This window comes from Mobilicoccus pelagius NBRC 104925 (assembly GCF_000247995.1).
GTDB classification, from domain to species: Bacteria; Actinomycetota; Actinomycetes; order Actinomycetales; family Dermatophilaceae; genus Mobilicoccus; species Mobilicoccus pelagius.
The window spans coordinates 186,287-207,205 of the sequence record NZ_BAFE01000003.1 but is presented as its reverse complement, the minus strand read 5'-3'; the positions used below and the strand labels follow the sequence as shown (position 1 = coordinate 207,205).

At 72.0% G+C, this 20,919-nt stretch carries 19 protein-coding genes and 1 pseudogene; 11 read left to right on the top strand and 9 right to left on the bottom strand.

From position 1 onward, the window contains the following. The first annotated feature begins 142 nt into the window (after positions 1-142). Positions 143-916 carry an enoyl-CoA hydratase gene (locus tag MOPEL_RS01295; RefSeq protein WP_040632228.1) on the top strand — a complete coding sequence of 258 codons (774 nt, stop codon included), beginning with the start codon at positions 143-145 and terminating at the stop codon, positions 914-916. A 101-nt stretch (positions 917-1,017) separates the two neighbouring features. On the opposite strand, the gene MOPEL_RS01290 is transcribed toward MOPEL_RS01295, so the two are convergent. From MOPEL_RS01290 to MOPEL_RS01275, 4 genes are all read right to left on the bottom strand, one after another. Then, positions 1,018-1,662: a Maf family protein gene (locus MOPEL_RS01290; protein ID WP_009481036.1), complete on the bottom strand. Its 645-nt coding sequence runs from the start codon at positions 1,660-1,662 to the stop codon at positions 1,018-1,020. Between the two features lie 38 nt (positions 1,663-1,700). Beyond that, positions 1,701-3,368, bottom strand: coding sequence for a DUF885 domain-containing protein (locus MOPEL_RS01285; protein ID WP_009481035.1), 1,668 nt, complete (start codon positions 3,366-3,368; stop codon positions 1,701-1,703). A 176-nt stretch (positions 3,369-3,544) separates the two neighbouring features. After that, positions 3,545-3,787, bottom strand: coding sequence for an acyl-CoA carboxylase subunit epsilon (locus MOPEL_RS01280; RefSeq protein WP_009481034.1), 243 nt, complete (start codon positions 3,785-3,787; stop codon positions 3,545-3,547). Positions 3,788-3,889: 102 nt separating this feature from the next. Beyond that, entirely contained in the window at positions 3,890-5,527 is a 1,638-nt protein-coding gene (locus MOPEL_RS01275; RefSeq protein ID WP_040632227.1) for an acyl-CoA carboxylase subunit beta, read from the bottom strand. A 23-nt stretch (positions 5,528-5,550) separates the two neighbouring features. Between MOPEL_RS01275 and MOPEL_RS01270 the strand changes: the two genes are divergently transcribed. The 7 genes from MOPEL_RS01270 (at position 5,551) to purE (ending at position 12,456) form a co-directional block, all read left to right on the top strand. Further along, positions 5,551-6,411: a biotin--[acetyl-CoA-carboxylase] ligase gene (locus MOPEL_RS01270; protein WP_083841679.1), complete on the top strand. Its 861-nt coding sequence runs from the start codon at positions 5,551-5,553 to the stop codon at positions 6,409-6,411. A 7-nt stretch (positions 6,412-6,418) separates the two neighbouring features. Further along, positions 6,419-7,756, top strand: coding sequence for an adenylate/guanylate cyclase domain-containing protein (locus MOPEL_RS01265; protein ID WP_009481031.1), 1,338 nt, complete (start codon positions 6,419-6,421; stop codon positions 7,754-7,756). After that, a complete protein-coding gene (locus tag MOPEL_RS01260) occupies positions 7,753-8,544 on the top strand; it encodes an enoyl-CoA hydratase/isomerase family protein (protein ID WP_009481030.1) in 792 nt (263 codons plus the stop codon). Before MOPEL_RS01265 ends, MOPEL_RS01260 begins: the two co-directional genes overlap by 4 nt. 193 nt (positions 8,545-8,737) lie before the next feature. Further along, on the top strand, positions 8,738-9,421 hold the full coding sequence (locus tag MOPEL_RS01255; RefSeq protein ID WP_009481029.1) for a response regulator transcription factor: 684 nt from the start codon (positions 8,738-8,740) through the stop codon (positions 9,419-9,421). A 15-nt stretch (positions 9,422-9,436) separates the two neighbouring features. Continuing rightward, on the top strand, positions 9,437-10,498 hold the full coding sequence (locus MOPEL_RS01250; protein ID WP_009481028.1) for a sensor histidine kinase: 1,062 nt from the start codon (positions 9,437-9,439) through the stop codon (positions 10,496-10,498). A 111-nt stretch (positions 10,499-10,609) separates the two neighbouring features. Continuing rightward, entirely contained in the window at positions 10,610-11,821 is a 1,212-nt protein-coding gene (locus MOPEL_RS01245) for a 5-(carboxyamino)imidazole ribonucleotide synthase (RefSeq protein WP_009481027.1), read from the top strand. 116 nt (positions 11,822-11,937) lie between these two features. Next, complete coding sequence (gene purE, locus MOPEL_RS01240) at positions 11,938-12,456, top strand: 5-(carboxyamino)imidazole ribonucleotide mutase (RefSeq protein WP_040632226.1); 519 nt, start codon at positions 11,938-11,940, stop codon at positions 12,454-12,456. Positions 12,457-13,173: 717 nt separating this feature from the next. Here purE and MOPEL_RS01235 read toward each other — a convergent pair. The 5 genes from MOPEL_RS01235 to MOPEL_RS01210 form a co-directional block, all read right to left on the bottom strand. Then, positions 13,174-13,881, bottom strand: coding sequence for a hypothetical protein (locus tag MOPEL_RS01235; protein ID WP_040632225.1), 708 nt, complete (start codon positions 13,879-13,881; stop codon positions 13,174-13,176). Between the two features lie 516 nt (positions 13,882-14,397). After that, positions 14,398-15,117 (bottom strand): hypothetical protein, encoded by a 720-nt coding sequence (locus MOPEL_RS16970; RefSeq protein WP_009481023.1) that lies wholly within the window; start codon positions 15,115-15,117, stop codon positions 14,398-14,400. A 166-nt stretch (positions 15,118-15,283) separates the two neighbouring features. Further along, the gene (locus MOPEL_RS01225; protein ID WP_009481022.1) at positions 15,284-16,459 is read right to left on the bottom strand and encodes a nucleotide sugar dehydrogenase; all 1,176 of its coding nucleotides are present in this window, start codon (positions 16,457-16,459) and stop codon (positions 15,284-15,286) included. Positions 16,460-16,654: 195 nt separating this feature from the next. After that, positions 16,655-17,440 (bottom strand): excalibur calcium-binding domain-containing protein, encoded by a 786-nt coding sequence (locus MOPEL_RS16330; RefSeq protein WP_009481021.1) that lies wholly within the window; start codon positions 17,438-17,440, stop codon positions 16,655-16,657. A 260-nt stretch (positions 17,441-17,700) separates the two neighbouring features. Then, positions 17,701-18,555: an N-acetylmuramoyl-L-alanine amidase gene (locus MOPEL_RS01210; protein ID WP_009481020.1), complete on the bottom strand. Its 855-nt coding sequence runs from the start codon at positions 18,553-18,555 to the stop codon at positions 17,701-17,703. A 155-nt stretch (positions 18,556-18,710) separates the two neighbouring features. Between MOPEL_RS01210 and MOPEL_RS18885 the strand changes: the two are divergent. The 3 genes and pseudogenes from MOPEL_RS18885 to MOPEL_RS15575 form a co-directional block, all read left to right on the top strand. After that, positions 18,711-18,932: pseudogene (locus MOPEL_RS18885) on the top strand (zinc-ribbon domain-containing protein); the annotation flags it as partial. Between the two features lie 156 nt (positions 18,933-19,088). Then, entirely contained in the window at positions 19,089-19,769 is a 681-nt protein-coding gene (locus MOPEL_RS16965; RefSeq protein ID WP_245544681.1) for a hypothetical protein, read from the top strand. A 3-nt stretch (positions 19,770-19,772) separates the two neighbouring features. Next, the gene (locus tag MOPEL_RS15575) at positions 19,773-20,891 is read left to right on the top strand and encodes an N-acetylmuramoyl-L-alanine amidase (protein WP_009481017.1); all 1,119 of its coding nucleotides are present in this window, start codon (positions 19,773-19,775) and stop codon (positions 20,889-20,891) included. Positions 20,892-20,919: the final 28 nt, after the last annotated feature.

Below are 20,919 nucleotides of genomic sequence, written 5' to 3'. Positions count from 1 at the left end.
GGAGCCCCCCGACCTCAGGTCAGGGGGGCTCTCTTGCGTCCACACTCATTCGTTCTCGCCTAGGCTGGCCGAGAACCTAACCGTCCGCCCACCCGGCCCCTGGCCAACGAGGAGCGCATCCGTGACCGGTACCATTGACCTGATGAATCTCCAGGACGGCGACGTCCTCACCACCCTCACCGAGGGGGTGCTGACGATGACGATGAACCGGCCCGCCTCCCTCAACGCCGTCTCCGCGGACATGCTCACCACCATGGAGGCCGTCGTCCGTGAGGCCGGCTCCCAGCCGGACATCCGCGTCGTCGTCCTGCGCGGCGCCGGCAAGGGGTTCTGCTCCGGTGCCGACCTCGACCCCGACGCTCCGCCGTCGTCCGGAACGCTCGACGCCGGTGCCGCCCTGGTCGCGGCAATGCGCCGTTTCCCGCGCCCCATCGTCAGCGTCGTCCACGGTCCGTGCGCCGGCATCGGTGTCTCCATCGCCCTCGCGGCCGACCTCGTGCTCGCCTCCGAGAAGGCGTTCTTCCTCCTCGCGTTCGCCAACATCGGTCTCATGCCCGACGGGGGAGCGACCGCTCTCGTCGCCGCCTCCATCGGGCGGGCTCGGGCGATGCGGATGGCGCTCCTCGGTGAGCGTGTCCCGGCAGCACAGGCGATGGACTGGGGCCTCGTCACGCACCTCTGCGAGGCGGAGTGCCTCGAGGCTGACGTCGACGCCCTCGTCGCCAAGCTCGGCTCCGGCCCCACACTCGCCTACGGGGAGACGAAGGTGGCGATCAACGGGGTCACCCTCGGTGGCCTCGACACGGCTCTCGGTCGTGAACGGTACGGACAGACGACCCTTATGACGACCGACGACTTCACCGAGGGCGTCACCGCCTTCCGTGAGCGCCGGGACGCCCACTTCACCGGGCGCTGACAGCCGCCACGGCGCTGCATCGGCTTCTGACACGACGAAACGCTCCTCCCCGTCCTGGGAAGGAGCGTTTCGTCGTCTGCAGGAAGGTGAGGCGGGCGGTGTCAGCGGTCCTGCCGCAGGTGGTGCCACGGCACGTCGATCTCGGAGAGGAGTTCTCTCACGAGGGGGAGGCTCACGCCGACGACGTTGTGGTGATCGCCCTCGATGCCCGTGACGTACGGGCCACCGATGCCGTCGATCGTGAACGCGCCTGCGGCCTTGAGCGGCTCTCCCGTGGCGACGTACGCCTCGATCTCCTCGTCGGAGAGGTCGGCGAAGTGCACCGTCGTCGAGCAGACGGCACCCAGCGTCGCACCCGTGCCTTCGTCGCGGAGGTCGATGACCCAGTGCCCCGTGTGCAGCACACCGGAGCGTCCGCGCATCCCCTGCCAGCGAGAGGCGGCGTGGGCGGCGTCGACCGGCTTGCCGTACGTCCGGCCGTCGAACTCGAGCACGGAGTCGCACCCGAGGACGAGGCCGTCCCACTCCTCCTCCTCCAGTCGCGCGGCGACGTCCTCACACTTCGCGCGGGCGAGGAGGAGAGCGATGTCGTCGGAGCCGAGCTCACCGAGGCGCTCGGTGGCGTCGGCGACGGCGGCGTCCTCGTCCACGCCGGAGACGACGACGTGCGGTTCCACGCCGGCGTGCCGGAAGGTCGTGAGGCGGGCGGGGGAGGCGGAGGCGAGGCAGAAGGGAACGGTCGTCACGCGCCCACCCTACTGATCGCCGTCACCCGCTCGTCGCGTCAGTCGCCTGCGACGAGCGCGCGTCGGAGGGTGTCGAGGCCGACGGACCCGAGGTCGAGGGCGCGGCGGTGGAAGTCCGTGAGCGAGAAGTCCGCCCCTTGTGCGCGAGCGACCTCGTCGCGCAGCTGCAGCCACATCCGCTCGCCGATCTTGTACGAGGGAGCCTGGCCCGGCCACCCGAGGTAGCGCGCCAGCTCGAAGCGGAGCATCGAATCCTCGAGGCTCACGTGGGAGCGCAGGTACGTCCACGCCTTGTCCGCGTCCCAGATGCCGCCACCCACCTCCTCTGGGGCCTCGAGCTCGCAGTGCACGCCGAGGTCGACGACGACCCGTGCAGCGCGGAGCATCTGCGCGTCGAGCATCCCGAGGCGGTCGGCGTCGTCGGAGAGGTAGCCCAGTTCGTCCATGAGGCGCTCCGCGTAGAGGGCCCACCCTTCGCCGTGTCCGGACACCCAGCACACGAGGCGGCGCCAACGGTTGAGGAGGTCGGCCCGCGCGGCGGTCTGCCCGATCTGAAGGTGATGGCCGGGCACGCCCTCGTGGTACACGGTCGTGAGCTCGCGCCATGTGCCGAACGTCGTCACGCCCTTGGGGACGGACCACCACATGCGGCCGGGACGGGTGAAGTCCTCGCTCGGGCCCGTGTAGTAGATGCCACCCGTCGTCGACGGGGCGATGCAGCACTCGATGCGTCGCACCGGTTCGGGGATGTCGAAGTGCGTGTCCGCGAGGGCGGAGATGGCGTCGTCGGCCTTCTCCTGCATCCACCGCTTGAGGGCGTCGGTGCCCTCGACGAGATACCGCGGGTCGGTGTCGAGCGCGGCGTACACCTCGGTCATCGACGCGCCCGGGCGGATCCGCTCGGCGAGGGTGCTCATCTCCTCGCCGATGCGCTCGACCTCGGCGAGGCCCCAGGCGTACGTCTCGTCGATGTCGATGTCGGTGCCGAGGAACTCCCGTGAGTACAGCGGGTACAGGTCCCGACCGCAGGCGTCGCGGGTCCGTGCGCGGGGCAGGAGGTCGGTGACGAGACGCTCGCGGGCCTCGGTGTATCCGCGTGTCGCCTCGTCGGCGGCCTGCGCCACGGCGCGGGCGGTCTCGGGGGAGGTGGCGTCGGCGGCCTCGCGCACGAGCCGCGTGAACGAGCCGGCCGGTGAGACGAGGTCCTCGATCTGCTCGACGCAGCCCTCGATCTGGCGGCGGGCCGCGACGAGGCCGTGATCGGCGGCGTCGAGGAGGGAAGCGTGCCACTGCTCGAGTGCCGTGGGGACGGCGGCGAGGTAGTCGGCCATCGCGAGCCAGTCGGCCTCCGTGGCCGTGGGCATGAGGTCGAGCGTGTCCCGGATCGTCTGGACGGGCGACGCGATGACGTCGAGCGAGACGGCGTCGAGGCGGGCGTCGTGCTTGGCCTCCTCGGTGGTGAGGCGTTCGCGCAGCGCGTCGACCGTCACCGCGTCGACGTCGTCAACCGGGGTGAGCCGGTCCAGGGATGCGAGCGTGGAACGCCGCAGCTCGGACAGGGCGGCAAGGCCCTCGGGGGAGAAGTCGTCGATCGGTGGTCCGTCGACGGGGACGCCCATGCCGATCGCGGTGAGCGGGCTCAGACGCAGGTAGTCGGCGGTGTAGGACTCGGAGAGACGGTCGATATCGGTGAAGTTGCGGGTCACCACTCGACCGTACGGCCGGCCGCCCCCGGTCGCACCCGAACCGTCGATTCGGGCATCCCCGTCCTGCCGCCGAAATCGGGTGACGTCATCCCTGCGGGTGGAGCGGGAGAGGGATACGGCGAGGCCGCCGCACCCGGGTGGGAGCGGCGGCCTCGTGACCGTTCGGGTGCGCCGGATCAGAAGGCGCGACCCCAGCCCGTGCCGGGGAGGCCGTGGCCGAGCCGACGTGAGGGCCGCGACCAGCCGCGGCGGACGTTGCGGTCGGTCGAGCCTCTGTCACCACTCATGGCCGCGAGGAGCACGGTGACCACCGCGGTCTCCTCGCGGGTGGGGTTGCCGCGCGTCACCGTGATGACCGGGGCGGTGACCTGGGCGGCCTCCGTGGTCTCGACGGCGCTGTCGGCCGGTGCGTCACTCATCGTGGCTCCTGTCGTCCTCGCTGTGGGTGATCCGCAGTGCGTCGTCCCGGCCGGTCGTGGCGCCCGCTCCCGACGGGGGACGCCACGGCCGGCGGGTGCCGATCACAACGGGATGTTGCCGTGCTTCTTGTCGGGCATCTTCTGGTGCTTGGTGCGCAGGGTGCGCAGCGCACGGATGACCTGCATGCGGGTCTCCGACGGCGGGATGACCGCATCGATGTAGCCACGCTCGGCCGCGACGTACGGGTTCGCGAGGGTCGTCTCGTACTCCTCGATGAACTTGGCGCGGGCCGCGTCGACGTCGCCACCTTCGTCGATGACCTTCTGGATCTGCTTGCGGTACAGGATGTTGACCGCGCCCTGCGCGCCCATGACGGCGATCTGGGCGGTGGGCCAGGCGAGGTTGACGTCGGCGCCGAGGTGCTTGGAGCCCATGACGTCGTACGCACCGCCGTACGCCTTGCGTGTGATGACGGTGACGAGCGGCACCGTGGCCTCGGCGTAGGCGTAGATGAGCTTGGCGCCGCGGCGGATGATGCCGTTCCACTCCTGGTCGGTGCCGGGGAGGAAGCCGGGCACGTCGACGAGGGTGAGCACCGGGATGTGGAACGCGTCGCAGGTGCGCACGAACCGGGCGGCCTTCTCGGAGGCGTCGATGTCGAGCGTGCCGGCGAACTGCATCGGCTGGTTGGCGACGACGCCGATGCTGCGGCCCTCGACCCGGCCGAATCCGCAGATGATGTTCGGCGCGAAGAGCGCCTGGACCTCGGTGAACGCGCCGTCGTCGACGATCGTCTCGATGATCGTGTGCATGTCGTACGGCGTGTTCGGGCTGTCGGGGATGAACGTGTCGAGGGACTCGTCCTCGGCCGTCATCTCGGGCAGCTCCTCGAACTCGAAGACCGCCGACTCCTCGAGGTTGTTCTGCGGGAGGTAGGAGAGGAGCTCGCGCACGTACTCGATCGCGTCGTCCTCGTCTTCGCCCATGTAGTGGGCGACACCGGACTTCGTGTTGTGGCTGCGGGCACCACCGAGGTCCTCGAAGGCGACCTCTTCACCGGTGACGGTCTTGATGACGTCGGGGCCGGTGATGAACATGTGCGAGGTCTGGTCGACCATGACGATGAAGTCGGTGATGGCCGGGGAATACACGGCACCACCGGCGCAGGGGCCCATGATGAGGGAGATCTGCGGGATGACGCCGGAGGCCATGACGTTCCGGCGGAAGATCTCGCCGTAGAGGCCGAGGGCGGCCACACCCTCCTGGATGCGGGCGCCACCGGAGTCGTTGATGCCGACGACGGGGCAGCCGATCTTGAGGGCGAGGTCCATGACCTTGACGATCTTCTCGCCGAAGACCTCGCCGAGGGAGCCACCGAAGACGGTGAAGTCCTGGGCGAACACGCAGATCGGTCGCCCTTCGACCGTGCCGTACCCGGTGACGACGCCGTCGCCGTAGGGGCGGTTCTTCTCCTGGCCGAAGTTCGTGGAACGGTGACGGGCGAATCCGTCGAGTTCGACGAAGCTGCCCGGGTCGAGCAACTGCTCGATGCGCTCGCGGGCCGTCTTCTTGCCCTTCGCATGCTGCTTCTCCACGGCCCGGGCGGAGCCGGCGTGCACCGCGTCGTCGTTGCGCCTGCGGTAGTCGGCGAGACGACCCGCAGTGGTCTGCATGTCGGGCTGATCGGCGGCCGGACCTGCGTCGGTCGCGGTGCTCTCGGGGTTCACAGCGTCGCTCATGGCGGCAGCCTAGCCTTGTCGGCATGCCTGGAAGCCTTGAGCAATCTGTGCTCGTCGACACTCTCGCCCCTCCGACCGGCCCGTGGACGCGGGTGGACGTCGTCGCCCTCGTCGGGTCGACGAACGCCGTCTCGTTGGTGGAGCCGGTGCCGTGGCGTCTCGTCGTGGCGGAGGCGCAGGAGGCGGGGCGCGGGCGGCACGCGCGGGTGTGGGTGTCGCCGCCGGGGACGTCGGTGGCGATGTCGCTCACGGTCCCGCTGCCGGAGCGGGTCGCCGACTGGGGATGGATCCCGCTCGTCACGGGACTCGCGGTGCGCGACGGGCTCGTGCGCCTCTCGCAAGAGGCGGGTGATCCGCTCGAGGTCGTGCTCAAGTGGCCGAACGACGTGCTCGTCCGGCCACGGTCGGCACGGGCCGGCGACGCGGACGACGTGTCGACGGGCGGGGAGGAGTTCCGCAAGGTGTGCGGGATCCTCTGCGAGGGCGGCGACGGGGTCGTCGTCGCGGGTGTCGGGGTCAACGTCACCGTGCCCGCAGAGGAGCTGCCGGTGCCGACGGCGACGTCGCTGCACCTCGCCGGGCTGTCCGTCTCCCGGGAGGACGTCGTCGTCGGGGTCGCCGAGGCGTTCGCGGACCGGTATTCGACCTTCCTCGCGGGGGCGGACGCCCTCGACGGACTCCGCCGCGACTACCGAGAGGCGTGCTCGACCCTCGGCGCCGAGGTGCGGATCCACCTGCCCGGGGCGCCCGGCACGCCGCGCGACGTGCGGGGTCGGGCCGTCGACCTCGACCTGGCGGGATGCCTCGTCCTCGACGTCGACGGGGTCCGCCGCACGTTCGCGGCAGGTGACGTGGTTCACGTCCGGCCCGCCGAGCGGGCATGATCGGACCATGAGCGACGAACAGGGCGACCCCGGCGGGCAGGACGCCACGGATCACCTGCTCGGCCGACCCCGCACCCTCGGTCGGCGCCAAGTGAGCGCCGCCGCCGGGGTCCCGCTCCTCGAGGCGCGCCGGTTCTGGCACGCGCTCGGGTTTCCCGGTGTCGGTGACGACGCGACGTCGTTCACCGACGCCGACGTCGAGGCCCTCCGTCACATGGTGGGTCTCGTGCGCAGCGGCCGGATGCACGAGCCGCTGGCCCTCTCGATGACCCGGGCCATCGCCCGCACCACCGACCGGCTCGCGGCGTGGCAGTCGAGCCTCCTCCTCGACGCCGTGCTCAACGCTCGCGGCGCGCCCGACGTGCCCGTCCACGACATCGAGGCGATGCTCGAATCCCCGTCGGGCTCAGGGCTCGCCGGGCGCAGCTCCGACGACGTCCAGGCCTCGCACGTCGCGGGCACGTGGCTCATGGATCTCGTCGACGAACTCGAACCCCTCATGGTCTACGCATGGCGGCGGCACCTCTCCGCCGCGCTCAACCGCCTCTTCTCCGAGGGCCAGAGCGAGGACGACGGCAAGCACGTCACCGTGGGGTTCGCCGACATGGTCGGGTTCACGACGCTCGTCACCCGCCTCTCGGACCAGCAGCTCGGCCGTCTCGTGGGGCACTTCGAGGCGCTCGCGTCCGACGTCGTCACGGCCCACGGGGGGCGCATCGTCAAGACGATCGGCGACGAGGTCTTCTTCGTCGTCGACCGCGTCGACGCCGGGGTCGACATCGCGACCGACCTCCTCGAGGCGCTTCGTGAGGACCCCGCGATGCCACGCATGCGCGTCGGTCTCGCCTCGGGGGAGGTCCTCTCCCACCTCGGCGACGTGTTCGGCACACCCGTCAACCGCGCGAGCCGGATCACCGAGGTCGCCCAGCCCGACACGATCGTCGTCGACGAGGCGATCGCCACCGAGCTCGGGGAACGGTCGGCGTACACCCTGCGCGAACTCGAACCGCGGCCGTTGCGTGGCCTCGGCGTGACGAGGACGTGGCTCCTCGAGCGGGGTCCCGGTGAACAGCCCGCGACGCGGCGCCGCGTCGTGCACCGTCCACCCATGGCCGACTACCTCGCCGGCGCGAGCATCGGCACGGACGCCGACGCGTCGGCGTCCGACTCCGATGCGTGCGAGGAGATCTCGACGACGGACTCGGCGACGCCGCCCCCGCACGGCATCGACCGGCCCGTGCCGCGCATGCCGGTCGACCTCACCGAGCCCGGCGCGACACACGCCCCCGCCCCCTCCCGCCCCACCCCGGTCGACGACGACACGAAGGAGAACGACGAGCGATGAGCGACAGATTGATCCGCATCGAACGCCACGGCGACGAGGGGACGGTGGCCGAGCTCGTGCTCGACCGTCCCTCGGCGATGAACGCGGTCTCCACCGACATGGCGCGCGCGCTCGCCGACGCCTGCGCGCAGTTTGCCGCCGACACCGGCGTGCGGGCCGTCGTCGTCACGAGCTCCCACGAGAAGGCGTTCTGCGTCGGGGCCGACCTCAAGGAGCGCAACTCCTTCAGCGACGCCGACCTCGTGCGGCAGCGCCCGATCGCCCGCGCCGCCTACACCGGTGTGCTCGAGATGCCCGTGCCCACCATCGCCGCGGTCGACGGGTTCGCGCTCGGCGGCGGCTGCGAGATCGCGCTCTCGTGCGACATCGTCGTCGCCGGTGAGAAGGCGACCCTCGGGCTGCCCGAGGTCTCCGTCGGCGTCATCCCCGGCGGCGGCGGGACGCAGCTCGTCACGCGGCGCCTCGGGTGGTCGAAGGCCGCACGCATGATCTTCACGTGTCGCCGGTTCACCGGCGTCGAGGCGGGGGAGTACGGCCTCGTCGACGAGGTCGTCGCCGCCGGAACGGCCCGCGAGGCCGCGCTCGAGATGGCGGCGGTCGTCGCGAAGAACTCCCCCGTCGGGCTCCGCAACGCGAAGAAGGCGATGCGTCTCGGCTCCGACGTCGACCTCCGTGCGGGCCTCGAGATCGAGGACGCGTGCTGGCGGGCGACCGCCTTCTCCGGCGACCGTGCCGAGGGCGTCGCCGCGTTCAACGAGAAGCGCGCCCCGAGGTGGCCCGGCGTCTGATCCACGCCTGTTCGACCCTCGATCGTGGTCCCGCCCTCCTCGTCCGGAGGGTGGGGGCCGCGGCGGTTCGCGGTCACCGCGGCGTGCCCTCGCGGCGCCCCTGTCGCCCGGGATGTTGCGCAAGCGTTCCGACACGACACGAATTCATTTGAGACTGAGGGGTGGTCAGTCGTCCGACCGATAGCATGCGCTCATGGTTCGCGTTTTGTTGGCCGAGGACGACACCGCCATCAGTGACCCCCTGGCGCGTGCCCTGCGACGGGAGGGTTACGACGTCACGGTCTGCGACGACGGGCTCGCCGCCCTCGAGGAGGCGAAGAGCACGCCGGATCTCGTCGTGCTCGACATCGGCCTGCCCGGTCTGGACGGCCTCGAGGTGTGCCGCCGCCTCCGTGCGGACGGGCGCACCGCGCCGATCCTCATGCTCACGGCGCGCGCCGACGAGGTCGATACCGTCGTCGGGCTCGACGCCGGCGCCGACGACTACGTCACCAAGCCGTTCCGCCTCGCGGAGCTCCTCGCCCGCGTCCGGGCCCTCCTGCGTCGCAGCGCCCCGGCCCCGCAGGCCGACGACGGCGGCGGCCTCCGCATCGACACCCAGGCCCGCCGCGTCTTCGTCGACGGCAACGAACTCCAGCTCACCGCCAAGGAGTTCGACCTCCTCCGCGTGCTCGTACGCGAACAGGGCAAGGTCGTCGGCCGCGAACAGCTCATGCGCGAGGTATGGGAGACCCAATGGTTCGGGTCGACGAAGACCCTCGACATGCACGTCTCGGTGCTGCGCCGCAAGCTCGGCGACGACGCCTCCCACCCCCGGTTCATCACGACGGTCCGCGGCGTCGGGTTCCGGTTCGAACGCCCCGGCGACGCGGCCTGAGTCGGCGGGCGGATCGTGGAGGGGGCACTGCTGCGGTCGACGCTGTTGACCGTCGCGTTCGCCGTCGCGATGCTCGGGATCCCCATGCTCTTCCTGGGGCTCCTCGTCCTCGGGCGCATGCCGCAGGGGAGCGATCAGCTCGTGCAGGTCACCCAGGCGGGGAACGGCACGGAACTGCTCGTCGCGTACGTCCTGTTCTTCGCGCTCGTCGCCGTCGTCGGCGCGGTGCTCATCGCGCGGCACCAGGCACGCCGGTTCAGTGTGCCGCTCGCCGAGCTCGCCGACCAGGCCGAGCGTCTCGGTGCGGGCGCCGCCCGGTACGACCCGGTGCCCTCCGGACTCCCCGAGATCGACCGTGTCGCCGCGGCGCTCGCGGGCACGGCCACGCAGTGGCAACGCATCCTCTCCACCGAGCGGCAGTTCGCCTCCGACGCGAGCCATCAGTTGCGCACCCCGCTCACGGCCGTCCTCATGCGTCTCGAGGAGATCTCCCTCACCGACGACATCGAGGTCGCCCGTGAGGAGGCCGGTGTCGCCATCGAGCAGGTCGAACGGCTCAACGTCACCGTCGACGAACTCCTCGCCCGCGCGCGTCACGGGTCGGCGGGGGCGCCCCGGCCGACGTCCGTCGACGCAGTCCTCGCCGCACTGCTGCGGGAGTGGGCGCCGCAGTTCGAACGGTGTTCGCGCAGCGTCAAGGTCGAGGGCGACCGGGGACTCATGGTCGTCGCGACGCCCATCGCGCTGTCGCAGGTGCTCGCCACGCTGCTCGAGAACGCCCTCGTCCACGGCAAGGGGATCGTCGACGTCGAGGTGCGCCGCGCCGGGCCGTCGGTCGTCCTCGAGGTGCGCAACTCCGGGTGGGTGCCGCGGGAGATCGCCGGGCGCGTCTTCGAGCGGTCGGTGAGCACGTCGAGCACCGGACTCGGGCTCGGGCTCGCCCGCGACCTCGCGGAGAAGTACGGCGGCCGACTCGACCTCGTCAGCGCTCACGACCCGGTGGTGTTCGCGCTCTTCATGTCCGCGGCCGACGTGTCCGCGCCCACGGCCCGTCAGGTCGTCGCCGACGCCGGCTGAGACCCGTGCGGCCGCTGCTGCGGCGGTGCGGGCTGTCGGTGGGGCCGACTATCGTGCACGTGGTGCCGGCGCAGTGTCACGGGCGCCCTCGACGCAGCGGCGTCCGAGCACATGGCGACGAAGGGACCGATCGTGGAGCAGATCGTGCGGCATCCGGGGGGATTCCCCGTCGTGGGGATCATCGGCGGCGGGCAGCTCGCCCGCATGTGTCAGCCCCCGGCGGTGGGCCTCTCGCTCACCCTCGCCGTGCTCGCCCAGGCCCCCGACGCGGCGGCGGCGCTCGTCGTCCCCGCCTCGCCCGTCGGCCCGTACGACGACGTCGACACGGTGCGCGAGTTCGCCCGGCAGTGCGACGTCGTCACGTTCGACCACGAACACGTGCCGCCGGAGGTCCTCGCCGCGCTCGAGGCCGACGGCGTCCCGCTGCACCCGCGCCCGTCCGCGCTGCGGTTCGCGCAGGACAAGCTCGCGATGCGCGAGCGTCTCGGCGACCTCGTCGACTGCCCGCGGTGGCGCCGCGTCGACTCCCTCGAGGAGCTCACGGAGCTCGGCACCGAGGTCGGGTTCCCCGTCGTCCTCAAGACCCCGCGCGGCGGGTACGACGGCAAGGGCGTGCGGGTCGTCGACTCCCCCGACGCCGTGCCCGACTGCGCCGACTGGTTCGAGCGTGCCGCCGGGGACGGGCTCCTCGCGGAGGAGGCCGTCGACTTCACCCGCGAGATCGCCGTCCTCGTCGCGCGCAGTCCCTCCGGTCAGGCCGCGGCGTGGCCCGTCGTCGAGACGGTCCAGACCGGCGGGATCTGCACCGAGGTCATCGCTCCCGCCCCGGATCTCGACGACACGCTCGCCTCCCGCGTCACCGAGGCCGCGTTGCGGATCGCCGGTGAGCTCGACGTCACCGGCGTCATGGCCGTGGAGCTGTTCCAGGTCGACCGCGACGGCGAACCCGGTTACGTCGTCAACGAACTCGCGATGCGGCCGCACAACTCGGGGCACTGGACCATCGACGGGTCGGTGACGAGCCAGTTCGAGCAGCACCTGCGGGCCGTGCTCGACCTGCCTCTGGGCGACACCCGCGCCCGCGCGCCGTGGACCGTCATGGGCAACGTCCTCGGCGGCGCCGAGCCGCGCCACGCCGAGCTCTACGGCACCTACCGCCACCTCCTCGCCCGCGACCCCGGCCTCAAGATGCACCTCTACGGCAAGGAGGTGCGTCCCGGCCGCAAGATCGGCCACGTCACCGTGTGCGGCGACGACCTCGCCGAACTGCGCGACCGGGCCGCGCACGCCGCGGGGTACCTCGAGGGCACGATCATCGAGTGAACCACCGGCCGCGTCCCACCGAGCGGGGCGCGGCCGACGATCCGCCGCGGGTCCCCGCCCGCGGGGTCGCCGGCGCGGATCCGAGGCACGGACCCGCCCCACGAAGGAGCGAGGACATGAGCGAAGCGACGCAGCCGCTGGTCGGCATCGTCATGGGAAGCGACAGCGACTGGCCGACGATGGAGGCCGCCGCCGACGCGCTCGACGAGTTGGGCATCCCGTACGAGGCCGACGTCGTCTCGGCGCACCGCATGCCGACCGAGATGATCGCCTACGGGCAGCGGGCCGCCGAGCGGGGGCTGCGCGTCGTCATCGCCGGCGCCGGTGGGGCCGCCCACCTGCCGGGCATGCTCGCCGCGGTCACGCCGCTGCCCGTCATCGGGGTGCCGGTGCCGCTGAAGTACCTCGACGGCATGGACTCGCTTCTCTCCATCGTGCAGATGCCCGCCGGTGTGCCCGTCGCCACCGTCTCCATCGGCAACGCCCGCAACGCGGGACTCCTCGCGGCGCGCATCATCGGCGCGGGCACCTCTGCGGAGGACCTCGCCGTGCGGGAGCGAATGGTGCAGTTCCAGGCCTCGCTCGAGGCCACCGCCAAGGCCAAGGGCGAGGCGCTGCGCCACCGCCGTGGCTGACGCGCCCCGCTGACCTCGCGAGTCCTTTACCCAAACTTGAGGATTCGCCGAGTCACATGTCGGTCTGCCCCTTCGATGGGGAAGGTGCAGGGCACCGGTACGTCGACGACGTGAGGTGGAGCCCGGCGGTGTGGAACGCGATCGTTTCTGTGGCAGGGGCCGATCGCCCGACGGAGCCGACGTCCTTTGGGGGGACGTCCACCTTGGCAGGGGTGTGAGGTGCTCCCCACACCGCCGGGCTCGTTCCCTGCGCCCATGCGTCTCGGTTCGCGTGTGCCGGGGGAGGCTGCGGACCGACCGAGGGGGTAGGCGCCGTCACAGGGGGCGTGTACCCAGGGGCGCGGCGCACCCGAATCGAGGACGGGTGCGCCGCGCCTTGCACCGGAGGACGGCCACGGTAGCCCCGGTGCGGCCGCCGGCGGTGTCTCACGTCGCCGGCGGTCGTCGCCGCGACCATATGGTGGGGCGGCCTGCCTGCCGGTCCCCGACCCGATCGGAGCGGAGTCACGTCGTCGCAGGCCACGGTGCCGCCGAGTGTCGTCCGACTCGCGTCCCCCATCGCCCGCCCACCGACGTGGACGATCGTTCGGGCCGTCACGGTTGGGTAACGCGACCGGTCCCGCTGCGCCGGAACGCCGTCGGCCGACCACCCGGGAAAGATGGTCGGCCGGGGTGAGCCCACGGGGGGAGGATCCACGCCTCGCGGGACGGGTTCGATCAGAGGAACCGCGTGAGGCCCGGGGCGTTCCAGCCCGCGCCGGTCCACACCGACGGGCTCTCCTTGACGATCATGGCGCGGTCGGTGATCGGCGTCCAGCGGCCGTGCTGCCAGCGGGCGACGATGCGGCGGCCGGAGAACGTCGCGTTCCGGCCGAAGGAGTCGCGGGAGTAGGCGACGCTCGTGAGCTGCTTGGTGCCCTTGACGGTGCGCAGCGTGTAGCCCTGCGCGAACGAGACGGCGCCGTCGGTCACCCAATCGCGGGCGCCCGACGGGTCCTTCTCGGCGACGAGGCGACCACCGCGCCACGTGTAGACGGCGTGGTAGAGCGTGTGGGCGCCGGCCTGGGTGAGGACGACGAGCTCGGAGCCGCGGGCCCCGTCGAGGGCCGTCGCGCCGTAGAACGGCGAGAGCCCCGAGGGGAGCCACGTCGTCGAGAACGTCGTCGAGGCGACGGCGCCCTTCGCCGTGACCACCCGCAGCGTGTGGGCGCGGCCCTTGTCGCGGCGGGTGAGGCTCGTCGTGTCGGCGCGGCCGTCACCGTCGACGTCGGCGCGCGACACGATCGTGCAGCCGGAGGTGACGCACGCCCGCGGGGTGCGGGCCGGTGCGGTCGTCGCAGCACTGGCCGGAGCGGCGCCGAGCGGCACGGCGACGGCGGCGGCCGCGACGGCGGCGATCTGGGCGGAACGGATGGAACGAGACATGAGTGCCCCCTGCACGTGGATGGATCCCCCTGCGCACACCCGGTCGGTGGCGCACTGAGAACTGTTCCACCACAAGCGTCCTCGGGCCAGGCTCGCCACGCCTTCTTGACCCGACCGTGCGTGCATCGCAAGCGGTTCGTGACCTGAGGGTCCTGCCGCGGCGCCGGTTCGTGCCGAACGGGCTGCCCGGTTGCGCCGCCGGGGTCGGGGCGCGCGGCAGGAGAGCCCCGAGAACGGCGAAGGGCGGGACCGGATCCCCTGATCCGGTCCCGCCCTGGGTGGCCATTCCCCGATGGCAACCCGCGAACAGATCCCCTGTGACTGCTCGCGTTTCGCGCCCCCCGCGGCGTGGCCGGGACTGGAACCCCCGCCCGGCCGTGCCGCTCTGATCTGTTCATCGTCGCGGGCCGGAGTTGTGTTACACCCGACTTGGACGTTCGTCGTGAACGATTCCCCTGGTTCGTACCTTCGCAGGTCAGCGGGTTGCACCCTCAGCGGAATGTGTCCTGGATCACATCAGCGACGCCAGGTGACGCCGTGCCACCCGGCGTGACGGAGGGCCGCGTCCTCCCAGAGAGGGCCGACGCGGCGCGTGGCCGACTTCACCCAGGCGCCGTGCTGCCACCGGTACGTGAGGCGGGTGCCGCGGAACGTCAGCCGCTCCCTGCCGGCGCCGAAGCGACCGTCGAGGTGGGTGGCCGTGAGCTGCCGGACGCCCTTGACCGTGCGGACGTCGTAGCCGGCGACGAGGGTGAAGTGGTCGGCGACCATCCAGCCGAGGTCGCCCGCGCTCGCGCCCGGTGCGGCGACCGGGACGAGACGGCCCGTGCGCCACGTGTAGAGGTGTGGCCACGGGAAGTCGCCGACGCCGCCGCTGCGGTCGACGGCGATCTCGACTCCGGGCGCGCCGTCGACGGCCGCGGTGCCGTCCCACACGTCCTCCGGCGTGAGCGAGCCGTCGCCGTAGTTCGGAACGAGGACGTCGCGGACGGCTCGGCGGCCGGTGGCCGTGCGCACGTCGATCCGGAACGTGTACTCGTCCGGCGTGACGCGGCGGCGGGTGAGTTCGACGGCGTCGCGGCGGCCGTCGCCGTCGACGTCCGCGCGGGTGGTCACCCGCGGCGGCGCGGGCGTGGCGGGCGTGGGCGTGGCAGACGTGACGGGCGCGGCGCTCGCGGTGGGTGCCGACGAGGCGAGCAGGGCGGCGGCGACGAGGCCGACGGTGATGCGACGCATGGTGGTTCCCCCTGGTGCTGAACGTGATCCCCCGAGGGTGACGCGTGGCGCGTCACCGGATCACGAGCGTAGGGGGACGCGCCGCGGCGTGAACCGCGGCGCGCCCGATGCGTCCGAACCGTGCTCGCAGCGTTGGGAATCCGTGACCTGCGAGGCAGGGGAGGGGTCAGTCGGAGCCGAAGAGGTCGCGCGTGTAGACCTTGTCGGCGACGTCGGCGAGGTCCTCGCTGCGCCGGTTGGCGATGATGACGTCGCTGCGGCGCTTGAACTCCTCGAGGTCCTCGACGACCTCGGAACGGTAGAACTCGTCCCCCTCGAGGGTGGGTTCGTACACGATGACGGGGATGCCCTTGGCCTTGATGCGCTTCATGATCCCCTGGATGGAGGAGGACCGGAAGTTGTCGCTGCCCGTCTTCATCGTGAGGCGGTAGACGCCGACGACCTCGGGGTTCTTGTCGATGATGTCGAAGGCGATGAAGTCCTTGCGCGTGGTGTTCGACTCGACGATCGCCTTGATGAGCGTCTGCGGCACCTGGTCGTAGTTCGCGAGGAGCTGCTTGGTGTCCTTGGGGAGACAGTAGCCGCCGTAGCCGAAGCTCGGGTTGTTGTAGTGGCTGCCGATGCGCGGGTCGAGGCCGACGCCCTCGATGATCTGGCGGGTGTCGAGGCCGTGGCGGCTCGCGTACGTGTCGAGCTCGTTGAAGTAGGCGACGCGCATCGCGAGGTAGGTGTTCGCGAACAGCTTGATCGCCTCGGCCTCGGTGGTGCCGGTGATGAGGACGGGCGTGTCCGCATCGAGGCTGCCGGCGCGCAGCAGCTCGGCGAACTCCTCGGCCTTCTCCCGCGTCGACGGGTCGGCGCCGACGACGATGCGGGACGGGTGGAGGTTGTCGTAGAGCGCGCGGCCCTCGCGGAGAAACTCGGGGGAGAAGAGGATCGTGAGGTCCGGGTGCTGCGCTCGCGCATCCGCCGTGTAGCCGACGGGGATCGTCGACTTGACGACGACCGTCGGTGCGGGAGAACACTTCTCGGCGAGGGAGAGGACGGAGTCGACGCTGCTCGTGTCGAAGAAGTTGAGCTCCTCGTCATAGTTCGTCGGCGTGGCGACGATGAGGAAATCCGCTCCGGTGTAGGCCGACTCGGCATCCGTCGTCGCGGTGAGGCGAAGCTCCCGGCTCGCGAGGTACTCCGAGATGTCGGGGTCGACGATGGGCGACTGCTTCGCGTCGATCATCCCGACCCGCTCGGCGTCGAGATCCACGGCCACCACGTCGTGATGTTGCGCGAGGATGACGGCATTGGCGAGTCCGACGTACCCGAGTCCTGCGACGGCGATCTTCATGCGGCCCAGCCTAAGTGGAGAGCAACACCCCGTGGCGTACACCTCGGTCGGCTGCCCTCCCCACGGCCCGGTCGTACGCCGACGCGGGCTCCCACGGACGCCCGCCGTCACCCCCCTCCCGGACGTCGAACGGCCCGGCCGACATGCCGTCGACCGGGCCGTTCACCGCGCCCGCCGTGGAGCGGGTGAGGAGGATCAGAAGACCTTGTAGGCCGCCTTCGAGATCGTGAACCCGTGACGCGTCGTCGAGTTCGTGCACGTCACGCCCTTCGTCGTCGACGTGCAGGCGATCTGCGTGCTCTTGACCGTCCAGTCGTAGGGCAGCACCGCCTGCTGCTCGCCGTACACGTTGAGGGGCTTGAGGCCCGTCTTGAGGAACCAGTTCTGCCGAGGCGAGGCCGTACCGAACGCCGTGTCGCCGGCGCAGACGAAGGACGCCGTGCGTCGCAGGCCGAGGGCCGACCCGTAGTCGAGATCGCACCACCCGGGGTTGCGGGGCGCGCGGTACGTGCGGTCGAGAATGTCGCATCGCACGTCGCTCGGTCCCGCCACGCAGGTGATGTTGCTGCTCGGGGTGACGAACGCGAACCCGGTGGGGGAGCTGACGGCACGGCCCTTGCTCGTCGTCTTCGCGGGCGTCTTCTTGGCCGGCGTCTTCTTCGAGGGGGTCTTCTTGGTGGGCGTGGAGCTGCTGCCGCCCTTCTCGCAGGCGATGCCGTCGCGGTCGCGGTCGAGGGACTTGCTCAGGGAGTTGTAGAGCCTCGTGTCGACCTTGAAGTTGCGGACGGGGTGCGCCTTGTGTCCGCCGTTGGCCTTGTCGACGGCCCCCTTCTTGCCGACGCCGTGCGGGTAGACGCGGTTGAGCTGTGCGCAGTTGCGGTAGGCCGCGGTGGGTGCGGCCTCGGCAGCCGGGGCGGTGGCGGCGACGAGGGGGGCGGCCGCTGCGGCCGCTGCGACGAGAAGGGGGAGAGCACGAGACATGGCGTTCCTCGAAGAGTGCTGGGGCGCAACAGGACCGGCGGCGCACGGTGCCCCGGGTGACGGGGTCACTCCCCTTATCGAGCAGGTCGTGCGTCCGTTACAGGTGCTTCGACATATCCGTGCCTCCAGGTCCCGCCCGGAACGTGGCAGAGGAGCCGTTCGGTGCCCGGTGACGGGTCGTGAGCAGCGGTGATGTGCCCCAGGGGCGCGACGCGTCGGTGATCGGGTTTCTCCCGTCCGTGAGACGCGAACGCGCAGCGTCAGCGCAGCGAGGTGACGACGGCGTTCGTGAGGCCCTGGGCGACCCTGTGGCGGAACGTGGCTCGGGAGAGGAGTGCGGCGTCGGCGGGGTGGCGCATGTTGCCCATCTCGAGCATGACGGCGGGCGGGCGGGAGAGGTTGAGTCCGGCGATGTCGCTGCGCACGTCGATGCCGCGGCGGTCGCCGAGATAGGTGGAGCGCGGCATCCCGGCGCGACGCATCCCGGTCGCGACGTGGGTGGCGAGGGCGTTCGACTGGGAGACGGCCTCGGGGCCGCCCTTCATGCGGGCCGCGGTGATGACGTGGAAGCCGCGGGCGCGGCGGGACGTGTTGCCGTCGGCGTGGAGCGAGACGACGAGGTCGGCGCCGGCGCGGTTGCCGATCGCGGCGCGTTCGTCGACGCAGGGGCCGACGCCGCGGTCGTTCGGGCGGGTGAGGACGACGGTCGCGCCCTTCGCGCGGAGCTGTGCGGCGAGGTCGGTGGCGACGGCCCACACGAGGGCGTGTTCGCTCTGCCGGGCGTTGGCGGTGCCGGAGGTGTTGCACGCCTTGCGGCGCCCGTTGCCCGCCGGCACGAGACGGGTGTTGATGCGTCGCGAGTACACGCCGTTGTGGCCGGGGTCGACGACGACGATCCGCCCCGAGAGGGCGCCGGACTTCGTGGGGCGCAGGCGAACCCCGCCCCGACTCGGCGTCGCGTACGCCGGCACGGGCCGACGCGCCGCGGTGAGGGCGGCACCGGCGGGGGCCGTCGTCGGCGCCGCGCTCGCCGTCGGGGTGGCCGCACCACCGACGCCGGCGGCCGTCATGACGAGAGCAGCGGCGGACAGGGCGAACACGGGACGTCGGGTCATGCGCCCATCATCCACGCGCCGAGCCGATCCCCGGCCATCCGTACGCATCCGACGCCGCACATGGGCCGCATCGCGGCCCGCCCGCCCACCGACACTCGGCATCACCGTCGCGGCGTCGCACGGACGAACGTCTTGGGTCCGCACGGAGGCGGCCGATGAGGTCGACGATCGAGGTGTGTCGGCGGCGGACGCCGCGATGCGGTGCCCTGTCCGACGGCGCCCGCGGCACGCCGCCCCGATGTCGGGGCCTCGTCCGATCGGGTGGAGCTCGATACGGCGGACGACGCCGGGGAAGAGGTGGCGCGATGAACGGCAGATGCCCTCGATGCGGTCACGACGTGGACGGCGGGGCCGTCTTCTGCGGGAACTGCGGCGCCGGTGTCGACCCCCGCGGCGGGTCGTCGTCCTATCCCACCGTCACAGCGGGGGCGCGCCCCGCTCTCGCCTCGGCGACACCTGCCTCGTCACCGGGGTGGTCGGGTTCGCCGGGCGTGAGCGGCCCTCCCGCCGCACCCGTGTCTCCGTCCGCGCCCATGCCCCCATCCGCGCACATCCCCCCGGGGTATCCCGAGCGCACGTCGACGACTCCCCGTTCCTCGGCCCTCGTCGCCGCCGTCGTGGCCGCAGCCCTCATCGGGGCGGGCGGCACGTGGTGGGTGCTCGGGAGGGACTCCTCGACCACGGAGCCGGTCGCCGCGGCATCCCCGACCACCGCCGCACCGGCGGCGGCGCCGGCTGCGGCCCCGTCCGGGCAGGGGACCGGGGCGACGGCGTCCTCGGTTGCACCCCAGGCGGCAGCACCCGCGGCAGCAGCACCTCCCGCCGCCGCACCCCGACCCACGGCCGCTCCCCAGGGCGCGGCCCCGCAGGCGGCTCCTGCACCGACCGCGCAGCCGACCGTCCCCGCGGCGGCACCGCCCGTCGAGGACGACGTCGACGCTCCCGGCGGGGCGTCGGTGCCGTCCGGGACGTGGATCCTCGTCCTCGAGTCCTACCCCAAGGGTCGCTACAGCGCCGACGACGCACGGGCGAAGGAACGTGGGGTGCCCGGGCCCACGACGGTCGTCGACAGCTCCCTCACACCCGGCCTGCGACCCGGGTACTGGGCCGTCGTGAGCGACGAGTGGTTCTCGACCAAGCCTGAGGCCAACCGCGCCTGCGGTGTGTTCGGTCGTTCGGCGTCGGGCGCCTGCTACGCCCGACTCGTGGGGTGACCGATGACGGCCCCCACACGTCGACACGTCCTCGCCTGGGGCGCCCTCGGCGCCGCGACGCTCGCCGGTCTGTCCTCTGCCGGCTCCGCGCGGGCCGCGGACGCTCGACACCCCATCCGTCCCCGTGAGGCGTGGGCCGCAGGTCTTCCGCACCCCGGCCCGCTCCCCGTCGAGGACGACGTGAAGTTCCTCCTCGTCCATCACACCGAGACCCCGAACGGCGACTCCCCGGAGGGTGTCGTGCGTCGGCTGCGGTCGATCCACGCCTTCCACACGGGTGAGAAGGGGTGGAAGGACGTCGCCTACAACTTCTTCGTCGACGCGTACGGACGCATCTGGGAGGGCCGCGCGGGCAGCCTCGAGGAGCCCGTGCGAGGCGATGCGACGGGCGGCAGCCAGGGGCACGCGATCCTCTGCTGCTTCGTCGGCGACCACACCCGGGTCCCTCCCACCGAGGCCGCGCAGGCCGCGATGGGCTCCCTCCTCGGACGGCTCGCGGTGCAGTACGGCGTCGATCTCGCCGCGCCGAGCGTGACGTTCGTGAGTCGTGGATCGAACCGGTGGCCCGCGGGCAGCACCGTGCAGACGGCGCCCCTCTCGGGGCATCGCGACGTCTCCCGCACGGAGTGCCCCGGCGACGCGGCCAACACGCTCGTCCACGGCTCGCTGCTCACCCGCGCGCAGGACGCGGCACGTCTCGTGAGGCGTGGGTCCTCGGAGCCGTCGAGCCGTACCTCCGACGCCACGGCCCCGTCGCCGGTCGCCACCACGGCCGCCACGGCCGCCACGGCCGCCACGGCCACCACGGCCCCCGCGGTGGCGACCGCGGCGCCGAGCGGCACGGGCACCTCGTCGGTGTCCCCGTCGTCTGCGCCCTCGGCGACGGTCACGACCCCGGCTGCTCCGTCCGGTTCACCGCCGGCCCTCGCGCCCACTCCGTCCCCGTCCGCGGTCTCCTCCGGGGCGATCGTCGAGGACGGGACGACGCGGGGGATGTGGGCCGCCGCCGGCGGTGTTGCCGCGGCGACCGCCACGGCGCTTGCGATCCGGGGACGCGCCCGCACATCGCCGGGCCCCGAGTCGGGCGACGAGAGCACGGACCGTGCCACCGTGGAGCGTTGAGACGAGATGCCCGGTGCCGACTGGAACA